Below are 13951 nucleotides of genomic sequence, written 5' to 3' on the forward strand. Positions count from 1 at the left end.
AATTAACGATGCAGATTTATTTAAATGGCGAAGAAAAAAACACCTCATGCACTAATTTACTAGAATTAATTCAAGAGCTTGAACTTGAAGGTAAACGTTTTGCTGTAGAACAGAATGAAATGATTATTTCCAAAAGCAAGTTGGCACAGACCCCAATTTGCGCTGAAGATCATATTGAAATTATTCATGCCGTCGGTGGCGGTTAATCGGAGCTCCCATGGAAGACACCCCACTTATAATTGGTTCTCGTACTTTTAATTCACGCTTATTGGTTGGTACAGGTAAATATAAAGATTTAGCTGAAACCGATTTAGCCATTCAGGCCAGCGGTGCAGAGATTGTCACCGTTGCAATCCGTCGGGTCAATATCGGCCAGCATCCTGATCAGCCGAATTTACTTTCTGTAGTTCCACCAGAAAAATATACTATTCTGCCTAATACCGCAGGCTGTTTTGATGCAAACAGTGCCGTGCGTACCTGCATGCTGGCGCGTGAACTACTGGACGGGCACAACCTGGTAAAACTGGAAGTACTGGGCGATGAAAAAACCCTTTACCCAAATGTTACCGAAACCTTAAAAGCAGCACGTACCTTAATTGATGATGGTTTCGATATTATGGTCTACACCTCAGATGACCCGATTATTGCCCAAGAATTAGAGAGTATGGGCTGTGTAGCCATTATGCCTCTAGGCAGTCTGATTGGTTCAGGTTTAGGAATTTTAAATCCGCATACCATTTCGATCATTAAAGAAAATGCCAAAGTTCCAGTATTGGTGGATGCCGGTGTCGGTACAGCCAGTGATGCCGCGATTGCCATGGAGCTGGGTTGTGACGGCGTGCTGATGAATACTGCTATTGCTGCGGCGCAAAATCCTATCTTAATGGCCTCTGCGATGAAAAAAGCGGTTGAAGCGGGTCGCGAAGCATTCCTTGCAGGCCGTATGCCGCGTAAACGTATGGCCAATGCCAGTTCACCTGAAACCGGTTATTTCTTTAAATAAAGTTAGAATTTAAAAAAGGACTCAGAGGAGTCCTTTTTTATATGTTAAGAAAAATGTACTTAACTGACTAAGCCCTTTTGCATAATCCGAATTTTTACATCTAGCACGTCATCTTTAACCTGTTGCTGATAGGCTTGCATATGTAGAGTCTGTAAATGTGCATTAAATGTTCAAGACTTTGCCACTGTTCTAGCATGGTAATTGAATCAGGAATTTTGGTCTGATAATCGACGTCCAATTCATGATCCATCAGCAACTCATAGCCATGACAGCCCGGTTCCTGCAAAACAACAGGTGTTATTTTTCTAAATGCATTTAATACATTTTCACGATGCTGGTCACCTGGGCGAATCTGAATATAGGCAATCACAATCAACATAACCTGCTCCTTAAACAACCGATCAATTAAGCAAAAATATCCATCAGATGTTGACGATAGTCATGTTCGTACTGAGCAACATTGGGTATTTTAATCACATCATTCACAATGAAAGTCTCTAAACTTTGCATACCCAAAAATTGATTGGCTTTATGAAAGGGTAGATATACCCCGTCGACCCCAACGCCATGAAAAAATTGCTCAGGATCATTAAACGCTTCGATGGGTGCATTCCAAGTTAAGGATAGCATATACTTTTTATCGTGGATGAGGCCACCTGAACCATATTTTTTCGATGCATCCGAACGTGATCGGCCATCGCTGGTATATAAAATGCCATGACCTGCCGTAAAAATACCATCTATATATTTTTTTACTGTCCACGGCGCACCCATCCACCATCCTGGCATTTGATAAATAATCACATCTACCCAGACATATTTTTGAATTTCCTGCTGAATTTTATAGTCGCTATCGGCACGGGAAATTTTAACACTATGCCTCAGTTCGCCAAGCACAGTATTTGCCAATTCAGTCAAGGTGTCATTTAACTCACCATTCGAGTGTGCAAACTGTTTGGCACCATTCACAATCAGGATATTACTCATTTATTCGCCTTGAATCATATATTTTCATAAGGCCAATATACTCAAATATCTTATTGATAAAAATTCATGAATTTGCAAAATACTATTGATAAAAAATCAATAATAAAATTATAGATTGTTCTACCAACCAATTTTTAAACCTAAAAAAAGCACCTTCAGGTGCTTTTTCAAATAAATATAAAGAATTAAGGAATAAGACCTTCGTCCCGCATGGCAATCTGTACTGACTGACGTTCTGCCACTTTATTCCGCAAGGCAACAATGTTCTTGTATGGCATTAAGTCATGTTCAATACCATTCGACCAGTTGGTTAATACAAATAGATACGCATCTGCCGGGCCAAAGTTATCATCGACCAGATAATCATTATCCGACTCGCCAATCACTTTATCGATATAAGTCAATAAACGGTCGATTTCTGCATAAGCTTTTTCTTTTGCTTCTTTCTCCAGGGGAGCACCAAAGAAAACCGCATAAGCATCATGTAATTCTGAGTTTAAATATCCCAACCATTCGAGAACTTTGGCACGTCCTAGCCCGGATGGCGGAATCAAATCTTGTTTAGGGTCGTGCTGAGCAAGGAAAGGTAAAATGGCAACGTTTTCAGTAAGGATCAAACCTGGATTAATTTCTAGAGCCGGAACATAACCTTTAGGATTAATCTCGTAATAATCAGCCCCTTTTTCTGTCTTGTGTGTTTTTAAATCAACGCGTTCCAAGTCAAAATCTACATTAATTTCATTCAAAATAATGTGAGACGCTAAAGAGCATGCACCTGGAGAATAATAAAGCTTCATACCTGATCCTTGTTATATGTCTATTCACTGTTTTAAATGGCTTCTAACAAACTTTCAAGTGATCAAACCTGTAAATTGCAAAAAAGCGTAAATATATAAAAATCATTTACCTTCTGAATATTGTCTAAATTTCGCATATTTTCAAGTCAAAATTCATATGCTTTTTTGACTGAACTTGTTTTACCATACGCACCTTTAAAATTTGATGAAATCAATTCGTGTGATTAGCCTTAAAAAAGAACAATGGTTTTCCAATATCCATAGCGATGTATTGGCCGGATTGGTGGTCGGTTTAGCCTTAATTCCCGAATCTATCGCTTTTTCGGCTATCGCTGGTGTTGACCCGCAAGTGGGCTTATATGCCTCTTTCTGTATAGCGGTAACGATTGCTTTCTTTGGCGGTCGTCCTGCCATGATTTCTGCTGCTACAGGTGCTCTGGCCTTACTGATGATTACCTTGGTGAAAGATTATGGACTGCAATATTTACTGGCAGCGACGATTTTAACCGGCATCATTCAAGTCATTGCAGGCTATTTTAAAGTCGCAAAACTGATGCGCTTTGTCTCGCAGTCTGTGGTGTATGGTTTTTTAAATGCTCTCGCCATTTTGATTTTTGCCGCACAACTGCCGGAAATTAATAAAATGGATAGCTTAGGCTATTTATTTATGGTGCTGGGACTAGGCATTATTTACCTGTTTCCTTATCTGCCCAAAATTGGCAAAACCATTCCCTCTCCTTTGGTCTGTATTGTTGTGCTGAGTGCTTTAGCAGTATTTTTGGGTGCCGACATGCGTACTGTGAGTGACTTAGGACAGTTCCCCGATACTTTGCCAATTTTCCTGATTCCAGACATTCCGCTGAACTTTGAAACACTACAGATCATCTTTCCTTATTCCATCACCCTTGCCACAGTCGGTTTACTGGAAACCATGATGACCACCACGGTGATTAATGAAGTCACCGGAACGGAGGCTGACCGCCATCAAGAATGTCGTGGCCAAGGGATTGCCAATATTGTCAGCGGTTTTATGGGCGGTATGGCGGGTTGTGCCATGATCGGCCAGTCGATTATTAACGTTTCTTCAGGTGCACGTACCCGACTCTCGACTTTTGTGGCTGGGGTATTTTTACTCTGCTTGGTCGTTTTCTTCAAAGACTGGTTGGCTTATGTGCCGATGGCAGCATTGGTGGCGATTATGCTGATGGTGGCCTTCACCACTTTCCAGTGGGATTCAGTGAAACAGTTCCGTCAACATCCTGCTGCATTTAATGTGGTGATGATTGCTGTGGTGATTGTGGTACTGGCAACGCATAACCTGGCTTTGGGCGTGTTAACTGGTGTGCTGCTGTCTGCGCTGTTTATTATCAACAAGCTGGAAAGTGCGGTGAAAGTTGTATCTAGCTGTACGGGTAATATGCGTCATTACACCATTTATGGTCAGATTTTCTTTAGCAATTCCGAAAAATTTTTCCAGTTTTTTGACTTTAAAGAAAATGTTTCCAAAGTCGTGATTGATCTGAGTCATGCCCATGTCTGGGATATTACTTCAGTGAATATGCTGAATAACGTGGTGCAAAAATTTAAAGATCAAAATATTGAGGTTGAAGTGATAGGCCTGAATGAGGCCAGCAGTACCTTGATTGATCAATACAATCAATCCTCATGAAAGATAAACAGCTCTCATGTTCTTTTATTTTTAAAGTTGCTTTTAGCGACCGAAAAAACAGAGAAAAGTTTGACTTGTTAGGCGCAGGACTTAAAATACCGCATTCGAATTTTTTACATTTGCCAAAGTTATGTCGAACGATCAATTAGACCAGCAAGTCGTAGAGCTGGACAACTTGAATGAACATCGCGAAATTGTTACTTTTATGCGCCGTTCATCTCCGCTGAATACCTCTCAACGTACTGCGCTTGAACAATATGGTCAGCTAATTTTGGAATATCCGGTGGGTGATTTGCGTCAGCATTTTGAACATCCTGAACGCCCACTTACGGTGGAAATTGGTTTTGGTATGGGGCGTTCACTGGTACTCATGGCAAAAGCCAATCCTGAACGCAACTATGTCGGCATTGAAGTCCATGTTCCGGGTATCGCACAATGTGTGTATGAAGCCGGTATGGCAGGCTTAACCAACCTGCGTTTATTGGATGCCGATGCCATTCAGGTCCTTCGTGAAATGCCAGACAATAGCATTAACGCGATACAACTTTACTTCCCTGATCCTTGGCAAAAGAAACGTCATTTCAAACGTCGTTTTGTATCACATGACCGTATGCCACTGGTTGAACAAAAACTGGAAATGGGCGGTACCTTCCACTCTGCAACTGACTGGGAACCGTATGCTGAGTGGATGCTGGATGTTTTGGACAATCGTCCAAACCTTGAAAATATGGCAGGCAAAGGCAATAGCTACCCTCGCCCTGACTGGCGTCCGCAAACCAAGTTTGAACGTCGTGGTTTAGAAGAAGGTCATAAAATTAATGATTTTCTGTTTAAGAAAATCCAATAACTTTTCCCATAATGTTTAATAATGTCTAATAAGATAAATTATTAAATATAAGTCCTTAAGTTTTAATAGCTTAAGGACTTTTTTATTTTTCTAATTAAATCTAATATTGTTTTTATCATCCACTACTTCTACACTATTTTAAGTCAAATAAAGGCAAAAACTCCTTTCCATCAATACTCACCATAATGATTGACTTATGCCTAAACCAGCCCAAAGAACATTCAAGACTCATCAAGAGCTAAAAAATCTAAAACCTGAAGCAAAAACGTACTGGATTCGTGATGCTGAAAATTCTGGTCTATTCGTTGAAATCTCACCACACGGTGGAAAAACTTTTCAGTTCCGATTTACGGTAAATAAACATCAAGATCGTATTAAGATTGGTCAATTTCCAGACTTATCATTATCTGAAGCTCGTATAATCCGTGATGAATATGCACTGAAAGTCCAAAAAGGCATTAATCCTAAACTGGAAAAAATAGAGTTGCAAAAGCAGGCTGAAGAAGATGCAAAAAAAAATATTCTATTTAAAGACTTTGCTGAAAAATACAAAGAGCGATTTGTTACAGGAAAAATTAAGAATGAAGGGACAATTGCCACTTATATTGATAGAGATATTGGCAACGCAATTGCTGATAAACCTATTCAGTCAATAACTACTAATGACATTGAAAATATAATTCAAACAAAAGTGAATGCAGGTTATGCCGCAACTGCCGATAAATTACGCCAAATATTACGCAAAATTTTTGATTATGCTGTTGATTTAGAATATATAAATCGTTCACCTGTTAGGAAAACTATCATACTCAATGAAACGATTTATACTGCCCCAGCAAAAAACGAATTGTCACTTGATGAAATAAGAACTTTTTACACCGCATTATTTAAGTCTAATACGGCGACTGCGACAAAATACGGCTTGCTACTTTCATTATTAGTCCTTGCACGCAAATCCGAAGTTATAAAAGCTAAATGGTCAGACATTGATTTAGAAAATAATAACTGGCATGTCCCAAATCCTAAAGCAGATTACAATGGAATGAGAAGGCCTTACGATATTTTTATCACACCTCAAGTTAAATCAATCCTACTCCATCTAAAGGAACTTTCAGGTAATTCTGACTTTGTTTTTCCGGGTAAAAAGAAAGACTACCCTATATCCAGAACCCTATTCAACACAGCAATTGATGGAATTACTAGCGGCTTAAATATGCGTCATTTCACTGTGCATGAGCTACGCCATACCGCTGCTACACATTTGAATGAACTTGGACATAACGGTGAAGTCGTTGACGCAATGCTTAATCATAAGAAAAGTGGTGTAAGGGGTATTTACGACAAATCAAAATACAAAGAACATAGAAAACAAATCTTGCTTGATTGGTCAAATTTTATACAAACAAACGTTCCAATTTTAGAATTCTATATCTAACTGATTTTATTTATTATTTATTTTTCTCAATATTCACGCCAAATCACTTGAGATCACCATAAATAATCTAAGTATATGTTTTTTAAAAGTTAAATATTTGACTGAGTCAAGAACGTCTATTAATGTGTAAGGATATTAGCAAATAGCTAAAAAAATGCCTAAATGTGTACCACCACATTAAGGCATTTAGGTGCAACGGTGTACCACCACCATTGCAATTATCAAAACACTAGCCCATCTAAGGCACATTTAAACGAGGTTTAAAATGTAGAACTAGAAATTTTGACTTTTAAAGTTTAACAGCTAACTTTCATTGCTTCAATAAAGTCTAAATTCTTCCATGATTTCATGGTGACGTTCTACACCCTCGATTTATGTGCATGGCTATCTTTTTGCGAGAAATGATCATGCAACAATATGCAACCGATACAAATTCAAATATCAACCAGATCCTAATCTCAGGCAAAGAAGTACAGCGCATTACTTCTTTAAGTCGACCAACTATCTACATACAAATGGCTCAAGGAAAATTTCCTCAGTCTATTTCTATTGGAGATCGTCGTGTGGCTTGGATTCTCTCTGAGGTTCAAGACTGGTGCGCTCAAAAAATTAAAAATGCCCGTGCAATTTAAAGGGTGTTTGCTATGAAATCACTCATTAATAACTTTGCATTCTTCAGCCCGGGAAATGGAAACCGGGCCGGAGGATTCCAAAAAGACGAAATATTACCGTATGCGAATAATGAACAGATCGAGATTCGCAAAATGAAATTATTGAATTTAGCCCAGGTTACCGCTAAGACATCACTGTCAAAAAATACAGTGTATGTCTTGATGCGGAAGGGTGAATTTCCTAGACCAATAAGAATTACAGAAATTCGCACAGCTTGGCTTGAATCTGACATTGAACAATGGATTAACGAACGTATCCAAAATTCTAAAAGTGAGGTGCAAGCATGAGCCTTGAAAGTACCACTATTTATAGCAAAGCTGCTGGCACTCTTTTGATGCAAATCACTTATGCATCCACCAAAACTGAGCGCATGAATTTAATTCGGGAATATCTCAGAGCTTCCACACCTTCGCCAAACAACTGGACACCTTGTGGAATGAATGAAGTATTTGCTTGCTTTGAATATGCAAGGAAGCATGCAAACAAAGGGAAAAAAGCTATTCGAATGGATCAACTCGAAGTATGGAGAGTTATGACCGATTTTTATATTTCAGAAAAAAATAAAGGGAACGATTCGCGGTCATTCCCTTTTGAAAAAATTATCAATGGTGATCGCCAATGAATACATTTTTCATGTCACTGATTATAGCTTTGACAATTCATCTAGACAACTCAATTTTGATGAATATTGATCAAAAGGTAACTGAGGTGATTTTTCATGAATAGCTCTGTTACCTATCCAAGTGTATTAGAAGTTCTACACAATGCGCCCCTAATTGAAGCTCCCAGTCACCCAATTGCGCAACGCTTTGGACTTCCTTCGCATCCAGTTCATATTGATTTTGGAACCGTCACAATCGGCGACATTGAGTATAAACAACCTTTAATTTTGCGCATCGTAAACGAACGGCTTGAGCTTGTTCAATGTGCATTCATGCAGGATAGAAAGCCTGTCCTGACATATCCAGAACTAAATGTTAAAGGTTTTGCATGTTTTGGCGATCTAAAGCATGACAAACCTGTCATCGTGACTTACAACCTTGAGGCATTCTTTAAGATTGCACAGACAGGCTATGCAGTTGTGCTGGCAATTCTGCCCAACCTTTGTAATACAAATCCGTCAGAACTGAAGTCGGCAGATTTTAAGAAAATTCAACTTGTTATCAATCAGCTATCAAATGCTGGGTTTATGCAAATTTATATTCCTGTTCGACCAGAATATATCGGAGAGCCAGAATTCCAAAAACTTGCACAAAATACGAGTGTAAAACTGTTGAATCAATATATTGAAGATGCGGAAGGATCAGATTTAATCGAACTGAGCCAATATGACGATACAAAAACAGTCAAAGCCTTTCTCGATCAAGCTATCAAAATGACACCTGATGTCATCAAAAATGACCGTGTCCCATTATCTGGAAGCGTTAGCCCTTTTGGTTTTCCACACAAAACACCACAAGGCAAACCATTAAATACATGGGAGAACCTGGCATATTTGCTCAGTGAGTACGGCATTAATGTCCGGTATAACGTCATTCGGAAAAAGAACGAAATCTTAATACCAGATTTCGAGGCGACAATTGATAATAAGCAAAAAGCATCACTGGCATTGATTACAAGTCTTTGCGCTATTAATTCCATGCCAAAAACCGAGATACGTCCTTATTTAGATATTATTGGCGACCAACACCAATACAACCCCGTCTTAACATGGATTAAATCAAAGCCGTGGGACGGTATGAGCCGTTTTAGCGACTTATGTGCGACTATCACTCCAGAAAGTCATTATTCACTTAAAATGCGCGATATTTTGCTTAAACGGTGGCTTATTTCTGCGGTGGCTGCTGCAAACAATAGCGGTGGATTTGAATCACACGGGGCCTTAGTTTTAGTTGGTGGTCAAGGTTTAGGAAAAACAACTTGGTTTAATAAACTGGTTACGCCAGATTTAAGACGTGAACTTGTTTTGACTGGGGCACTTATTGACACAGACAACAAGGACACCACGATCAGAGCACTATCGCACTGGATCGTTGAACTTGGTGAACTTGATGCAACATTCAAACGCTCAGACATTGCAAAACTTAAGGCTTTCATTACTCAAGGCGTGGATAAATTTCGTAAACCTTTTGAACAAGAGGATGACGAACGCGACCGACGGACTGTATTTTGCGCTTCAGTAAATCAGAGTGATTATCTTGTCGATACCACTGGGAACCGTCGCTGGTGGACAATCCCCTGCGCTGCAATCAATTACACACATGATATTGATATGCAGCAAGTTTGGGCTGAGGTGTACGAGTGGTTTAAAAATGGTGAGGTCTGGCATTTAACGCATGAAGAACAAGCGGAGCTTAGGGCAATCAATGAAAGCCATGAACAGATTGATCCAATCACCGAGAAGATAATTGAACGATGTAGCTCACCTGAGGCGCTGCATCAAAGCAAAGAATGGATGATTGCTGGAGATGTGCTAATTTCGCTTGGCTATCGAACCCCAAACAAGGCCCAACGGAATATAGCTTCTAAGGCGTTGCGTGATTTAGGGGTTGAGTGCAGGACACGACATAAGGTTCAACAATATTTAGTCCCCATGAAACATGATCCAGGTGATACGTACCCATTTTAATAACTGACCCGACTTGTTCGGGTTTTTTATTATCTAAAAGTGGGGGTAACTGGGGGTATCATGGGGGTAACTTTTATAGAGATACCCCCATGATGAAAGCATGGATATATAAGGGTTTAAGCTATATATGGGGGTAATGGGGGTAACTATTTATAAACTTAAATATGAGCATATATAAATACATAAGAATAAAAAGATGCCCTTTCATCTATTGAAAAGATACCCCCACATACCCCCATACCCCTATTTTCTAAAAATATCTTTTGTTTATTATATACTTAGTTTATGGGGGTAAGTTTTTCTGTGCTCTTTTTATACCCCCATTACCCCCATAGATACCCCCACTTTATTTAACATCCCCATCTAGTAAATAAATAATATCTATTGTATTTTCAATGTTCTAAAAAAAACCACATCAAAGAAATGCTATGTATAAAACTACAATACAAATATTTTTATTATTAGTGTTCACATCATCACTCACTTTGTATGGTTGTTCAGAGGAACCTAAGAGTGCCGTTAGTGAAAAGCCTATAATAAAAGCAGAAATGATCGTTTCACCTATCAAAGATAAATTTTTAGTCGCTTGTCTTTCATCTGAGCTTTTGGACAAATTAATGGAACACTTAGTTCGTGAAGAAAAAACTAAAGCTTCTGCAATGTTTGATAATTATGATTGTGTTCAAATCCCAGAAACTGAGAAATTTAAAGTTTTATCAGTTAGAGGAAGTAAAATCGAAATAATAAATGCACAAAATACGAATTCAAATGGGCTGTGGACCTACTCAGAATCCATGCAACCCATAAAATAGAACAAACAGTCTCATTCTTATTCCCATGACTAAAGCAGTGGCATACTCACCAACTGCTTACAGCTTTGACGTGTGTACGTGAATGAAAATGAATTGAACAAGGTAATCACCCTAGCCATTCACGTACATGCATCATCAATATTGACATTAAAAAGACAAACAATATCAATAAGTCATTGATTTAAAATAAATTAAGGTACTTTCCAGCATAATCAAGCAGCGGGTATCTAAACTCGCCACGCTTCATATCAGCGTAAGTTATTGATTTACAACTTACTATTAGCTTGTGCAGAATTTTTTTAACAAAATATAGACCACGTAAAAAAATTTTTGTTATTTTTCAAAATGTTGAACTTACTACCATTGCAGAAAGTGGAAACCAGGCCGGAGGGAAATACTTTTAATCCAATGCAGAATGTCCTTACTCCACAAGGGATAAATACATAAAAATGAACGATGACATCGAATTATTAAAGTTTAGCCGCGAACTGGCTGAGTTTATTCAAGGCCTTAATAAGCCAGCGCCTGCACTAAAATCAGATCTAGTGACAGCCCAGGATAAACTTACTGAAGCAGTCCTTCAGGCACAGCAAGAACTCGGAGTAGTTACCCATCAATCTGCTGGGTTCGAGCCAAAAGTTATTGGCACCAAGCCTGCTATGTCTGGCATCACGCTTCATCTGGGCACTGATTACGCGCCACTTATTCCTCAAGCCGATTCTATCGAGCGAAATATCAATCTGGTGAGCAATGAGGCTTTCACGCTTCAGGCTGTAGTAGCTCAAGCTGCGCGTACTGTACAAGCCGGTTCTACATTGATCGTTGCGGATGAAAAATACATCGGCAGTACAAGTGGTATGCACGTTTTCAATTCAGACTGTGCAATTTTCCGCGCTATCGAAGCCGCAGACTTCGCATCTGTTGCGTCTGGTTCAGACGTTTCAGAATCAGCACTGCCGTTTTCCGATGGTGTTGTGTCTTGGCGCGATGAAACTAGCCATGAAGCTTTCCGCGTAAAGGTATCTCGCCGCGCTCGCAAAAATACTGGGGGTGAGACCCTTGAATATGATGTGCTTACTGCGATCGTGCACGGTCTGGCTAAAGCAGCTGACCGAGTTTTACTCCAAGCTATTGCTGCGCTAAACCCTTCAGCGTTTACCATCGGCGCTGCTGCTGCACGAAATATCACTTTTGCTGAACTGTCTGGGTTCGTGGGTACGACTGGCACAGGTGCTACAGTCCAAGAAGGTAAATTATTTGCCGGCGGCCTTGTCAATGCCGAGCTTACTGCTGGAACGGATAAAACATTGATCGGCGCGTTCAATCGTGTTGCCATCGCTATTCATCCTGACGTTCGTGTCGTGATTGAGCGTATGAACGCACAGAGCGATTTGAACATCATTGTTTACGCCAACATTCAAGCCGTTATCCCACAAGGTAGCGAGTCTGCATTCTGGAAGGTAGCATGACCAGCCTAAACCCATGGTGCATGTTTTTTCGCGTACCAGGCAAAGAAATAACGATCATCTTTTACAGTGATTTTGAAATTACTGTTTCCCAGATGCAAAAAATTGGTATGGCGTTTTTAGAAGGTAAGAGATAAAAACAAAAGAAATGCTACAAGCTGCGACCTTAACGGATTGCAGTGCCATGCAGGACAGATCAAAGCTCGTGCTTACTTTGCCTGATTGCCAGCCCTTCTTAATCCTAAATGGTGAGGCATCATTGGCGGTTACTATCGCGGGAAACTTTGATGTAAGTATCCGCGAGGCTGAACAAATTGCACGCCGACTATTTGAGGGCTTAAACAATGCCTAAACGTGAAAAAAAAGCCAAAACCGTTTTAATCCCAGCTGAGGTAATGGCAGAGCTTAATCTGGCTGAAATTTACGACCGCAGCACCGGTGATTTAAATCGTCAGCATATTATGCTACCCGGACAAAATTCGTTTTTCCTTAGTGATGACCTTGAGCCAGTTGCAAAACGCTTAGCTGATCATTATGGATTAAGTGATGAACAAGGCCAGAAAGCAGCTCAATACCTTGCAGCACTTCCAGCTGTCCGAGCCAAAGCTGAGCGTAAAGCACGCGCTGAAGCACGACGAGCAAATGCTGAAAATTCTTATGCTGGTTGGAAGCCAGCTCGCAGCTGGTAAGGGGTAATTTATGCAACTTGGAACAGCAGATGATCCACATGTAAAAATCACAATTTCTGTACCCTCATCCGTGATGAAAGTACTAGAAGATGAACAGAACCGTATCGCGAAACAGATGGGTTTTATTCCACCAATGTCGCGGATGATCTCCGCTTACTTACGCAAGCAATTGATGCCTGAAAAGTAATTTTAAGTTCACTTCCTCGGTGAGTGTTTGCAGGTTAGGCAGCCCCTGTTCAATGAAATGCTGCCAATTTTTTTGGATAAAATATTATGTCAGATATACAAACTACTTTGTTACAAGTCGAGAGCTTGCTAAAGAATATCCTTGATAGCCAAGATATGACTTTCGAACAGGCCTATGCCTTAAAAAAATTGTCGGTTGAGTTGAAGAAAATTTCAGTGAAATAAAGGTGCAGCAATGTCCAACTATCCCTTACCGCAGAACGTGCGAGCGATTGCAGATTGCATTGGTAAAGACAAGGCGCTGGCCTTAGTGGGACAACTTAAGCGTACACCACAGACAAAAGCCGACGGTAGAACAAGACTTCGTTGCTGGTTATACATCCCAAAAGTACCTAACCCGAAGTCGCCGCTTGTTCAAATCATCGGTTGGGCCGACGCATGTAAGCTGACACAGGTTTTTAATGGGGAAACCATTAGTATTGAGTCGTGCAGGCAAATGGCAACCGATTTTCTACATCGCTCTGTGCGTGAGCAATTTAATGAAGGAATTGATATTGAAACCCTAGCTGTTCTTTTTGGCATGAATCCCAGGTCAATTCTCAAAATCTTAATCCGTGAGTGACTTTCACGGAGTAAGTCAAAATATAGTCAAAAATATAGTCAAAAATAAATATATATTTAAAATACATAAACTTAAATACAGAATGACTTTCTGTTCAGAAAATCAAATAACCTTAATCGACAGCATAAAAAATGGCT

General features: G+C 39.8%; 18 protein-coding genes and 1 pseudogene. 16 read left to right on the plus strand and 3 right to left on the minus strand.

The annotated features are described in order from the left end of the window. The first annotated feature begins 8 nt into the window (after positions 1–8). Together thiS and B9T38_RS04030 are read left to right on the plus strand one after the other, a co-directional pair. Positions 9–206: a sulfur carrier protein ThiS gene (thiS, locus tag B9T38_RS04025; protein ID WP_086195568.1), complete on the plus strand. Its 198-nt coding sequence runs from the start codon at positions 9–11 to the stop codon at positions 204–206. 11 nt (positions 207–217) lie between these two features. Then, positions 218–1003 (plus strand): thiazole synthase, encoded by a 786-nt coding sequence (locus B9T38_RS04030; protein WP_086195569.1) that lies wholly within the window; start codon positions 218–220, stop codon positions 1001–1003. A 59-nt stretch (positions 1004–1062) separates the two neighbouring features. On the opposite strand, the pseudogene B9T38_RS04035 reads toward B9T38_RS04030, so the two are convergent. From B9T38_RS04035 to B9T38_RS04045, 3 genes and pseudogenes are all read right to left on the minus strand, one after another. Beyond that, a pseudogene (locus tag B9T38_RS04035) lies at positions 1063–1382 on the minus strand (putative quinol monooxygenase). 26 nt (positions 1383–1408) lie between these two features. After that, positions 1409–1990 (minus strand): NAD(P)H-dependent oxidoreductase, encoded by a 582-nt coding sequence (locus B9T38_RS04040; protein ID WP_086195570.1) that lies wholly within the window; start codon positions 1988–1990, stop codon positions 1409–1411. 185 nt (positions 1991–2175) lie between these two features. Next, positions 2176–2787 carry a glutathione binding-like protein gene (locus tag B9T38_RS04045; RefSeq protein ID WP_086195571.1) on the minus strand — a complete coding sequence of 204 codons (612 nt, stop codon included), beginning with the start codon at positions 2785–2787 and terminating at the stop codon, positions 2176–2178. Between the two features lie 220 nt (positions 2788–3007). Here B9T38_RS04045 and B9T38_RS04050 point away from each other — a divergent pair, with 220 nt between their 5' ends. The 14 genes from B9T38_RS04050 to B9T38_RS04105 all read left to right on the plus strand — a co-directional run bounded on the left by B9T38_RS04050 (position 3008) and on the right by B9T38_RS04105 (position 13814). Then, complete coding sequence (locus B9T38_RS04050; protein WP_086195675.1) at positions 3008–4456, plus strand: SulP family inorganic anion transporter; 1449 nt, start codon at positions 3008–3010, stop codon at positions 4454–4456. A 130-nt stretch (positions 4457–4586) separates the two neighbouring features. Next, the gene (gene trmB, locus B9T38_RS04055; RefSeq protein WP_086195572.1) at positions 4587–5303 is read left to right on the plus strand and encodes a tRNA (guanosine(46)-N7)-methyltransferase TrmB; all 717 of its coding nucleotides are present in this window, start codon (positions 4587–4589) and stop codon (positions 5301–5303) included. Positions 5304–5499: 196 nt separating this feature from the next. Next, on the plus strand, positions 5500–6738 hold the full coding sequence (locus B9T38_RS04060) for a tyrosine-type recombinase/integrase (protein WP_086195573.1): 1239 nt from the start codon (positions 5500–5502) through the stop codon (positions 6736–6738). A gap of 407 nt (positions 6739–7145) precedes the next feature. Continuing rightward, positions 7146–7370, plus strand: a complete 225-nt coding sequence (locus B9T38_RS04065; protein ID WP_086195676.1) for a helix-turn-helix transcriptional regulator — start codon at positions 7146–7148, stop codon at positions 7368–7370. A gap of 12 nt (positions 7371–7382) precedes the next feature. Further along, complete coding sequence (locus B9T38_RS04070; RefSeq protein WP_086195574.1) at positions 7383–7697, plus strand: helix-turn-helix transcriptional regulator; 315 nt, start codon at positions 7383–7385, stop codon at positions 7695–7697. Continuing rightward, the gene (locus B9T38_RS04075) at positions 7694–8032 is read left to right on the plus strand and encodes a hypothetical protein (protein ID WP_086195575.1); all 339 of its coding nucleotides are present in this window, start codon (positions 7694–7696) and stop codon (positions 8030–8032) included. Before B9T38_RS04070 ends, B9T38_RS04075 begins: the two co-directional genes overlap by 4 nt. A 96-nt stretch (positions 8033–8128) precedes the next feature. Beyond that, a complete protein-coding gene (locus B9T38_RS04080) occupies positions 8129–10039 on the plus strand; it encodes a VapE domain-containing protein (RefSeq protein WP_086195576.1) in 1911 nt (636 codons plus the stop codon). A 428-nt stretch (positions 10040–10467) separates the two neighbouring features. After that, positions 10468–10851: a hypothetical protein gene (locus B9T38_RS04085; protein WP_086195577.1), complete on the plus strand. Its 384-nt coding sequence runs from the start codon at positions 10468–10470 to the stop codon at positions 10849–10851. A 449-nt stretch (positions 10852–11300) separates the two neighbouring features. After that, positions 11301–12320, plus strand: coding sequence for a hypothetical protein (locus tag B9T38_RS04090; protein ID WP_086195578.1), 1020 nt, complete (start codon positions 11301–11303; stop codon positions 12318–12320). Then, positions 12317–12454, plus strand: coding sequence for a hypothetical protein (locus tag B9T38_RS16715; RefSeq protein ID WP_171263164.1), 138 nt, complete (start codon positions 12317–12319; stop codon positions 12452–12454). Before B9T38_RS04090 ends, B9T38_RS16715 begins: the two co-directional genes overlap by 4 nt. Positions 12455–12661: 207 nt before the next feature. After that, on the plus strand, positions 12662–13006 hold the full coding sequence (locus tag B9T38_RS04100) for a hypothetical protein (protein ID WP_086195580.1): 345 nt from the start codon (positions 12662–12664) through the stop codon (positions 13004–13006). A gap of 10 nt (positions 13007–13016) precedes the next feature. Next, positions 13017–13193, plus strand: a complete 177-nt coding sequence (locus tag B9T38_RS16720) for a hypothetical protein (protein ID WP_171263165.1) — start codon at positions 13017–13019, stop codon at positions 13191–13193. Positions 13194–13279: 86 nt separating this feature from the next. Then, positions 13280–13417, plus strand: coding sequence for a hypothetical protein (locus B9T38_RS16725; protein ID WP_171263166.1), 138 nt, complete (start codon positions 13280–13282; stop codon positions 13415–13417). A gap of 10 nt (positions 13418–13427) precedes the next feature. Further along, positions 13428–13814 carry a hypothetical protein gene (locus B9T38_RS04105; RefSeq protein ID WP_086195581.1) on the plus strand — a complete coding sequence of 129 codons (387 nt, stop codon included), beginning with the start codon at positions 13428–13430 and terminating at the stop codon, positions 13812–13814. The last annotated feature ends 137 nt before the right edge of the window (positions 13815–13951 follow it).

The organism is Acinetobacter sp. ANC 4218 (assembly GCF_002135245.1).
Taxonomy (GTDB): Bacteria; Pseudomonadota; Gammaproteobacteria; order Pseudomonadales; family Moraxellaceae; genus Acinetobacter.

What these genes read in the sequence shown, in the direction of transcription:
- thiS (WP_086195568.1), top strand. Translation starts at nt 9, where the DNA reads ATGCAGATTTATTTAAATGGCGAAGAAAAAAACACCTCATGCACTAAT.
- B9T38_RS04030 (WP_086195569.1), top strand. Translation starts at nt 218, where the DNA reads ATGGAAGACACCCCACTTATAATTGGTTCTCGTACTTTTAATTCACGC.
- B9T38_RS04040 (WP_086195570.1), bottom strand. Translation starts at nt 1,990, where the DNA reads ATGAGTAATATCCTGATTGTGAATGGTGCCAAACAGTTTGCACACTCG.
- B9T38_RS04045 (WP_086195571.1), bottom strand. Translation starts at nt 2,787, where the DNA reads ATGAAGCTTTATTATTCTCCAGGTGCATGCTCTTTAGCGTCTCACATT.
- trmB (WP_086195572.1), top strand. Translation starts at nt 4,587, where the DNA reads ATGTCGAACGATCAATTAGACCAGCAAGTCGTAGAGCTGGACAACTTG.
- B9T38_RS04060 (WP_086195573.1), top strand. Translation starts at nt 5,500, where the DNA reads ATGCCTAAACCAGCCCAAAGAACATTCAAGACTCATCAAGAGCTAAAA.
- B9T38_RS04065 (WP_086195676.1), top strand. Translation starts at nt 7,146, where the DNA reads ATGCAACAATATGCAACCGATACAAATTCAAATATCAACCAGATCCTA.
- B9T38_RS04070 (WP_086195574.1), top strand. Translation starts at nt 7,383, where the DNA reads ATGAAATCACTCATTAATAACTTTGCATTCTTCAGCCCGGGAAATGGA.
- B9T38_RS04075 (WP_086195575.1), top strand. Translation starts at nt 7,694, where the DNA reads ATGAGCCTTGAAAGTACCACTATTTATAGCAAAGCTGCTGGCACTCTT.
- B9T38_RS04080 (WP_086195576.1), top strand. Translation starts at nt 8,129, where the DNA reads ATGAATAGCTCTGTTACCTATCCAAGTGTATTAGAAGTTCTACACAAT.
- B9T38_RS04085 (WP_086195577.1), top strand. Translation starts at nt 10,468, where the DNA reads ATGTATAAAACTACAATACAAATATTTTTATTATTAGTGTTCACATCA.
- B9T38_RS04090 (WP_086195578.1), top strand. Translation starts at nt 11,301, where the DNA reads ATGAACGATGACATCGAATTATTAAAGTTTAGCCGCGAACTGGCTGAG.
- B9T38_RS16715 (WP_171263164.1), top strand. Translation starts at nt 12,317, where the DNA reads ATGACCAGCCTAAACCCATGGTGCATGTTTTTTCGCGTACCAGGCAAA.
- B9T38_RS04100 (WP_086195580.1), top strand. Translation starts at nt 12,662, where the DNA reads ATGCCTAAACGTGAAAAAAAAGCCAAAACCGTTTTAATCCCAGCTGAG.
- B9T38_RS16720 (WP_171263165.1), top strand. Translation starts at nt 13,017, where the DNA reads ATGCAACTTGGAACAGCAGATGATCCACATGTAAAAATCACAATTTCT.
- B9T38_RS16725 (WP_171263166.1), top strand. Translation starts at nt 13,280, where the DNA reads ATGTCAGATATACAAACTACTTTGTTACAAGTCGAGAGCTTGCTAAAG.
- B9T38_RS04105 (WP_086195581.1), top strand. Translation starts at nt 13,428, where the DNA reads ATGTCCAACTATCCCTTACCGCAGAACGTGCGAGCGATTGCAGATTGC.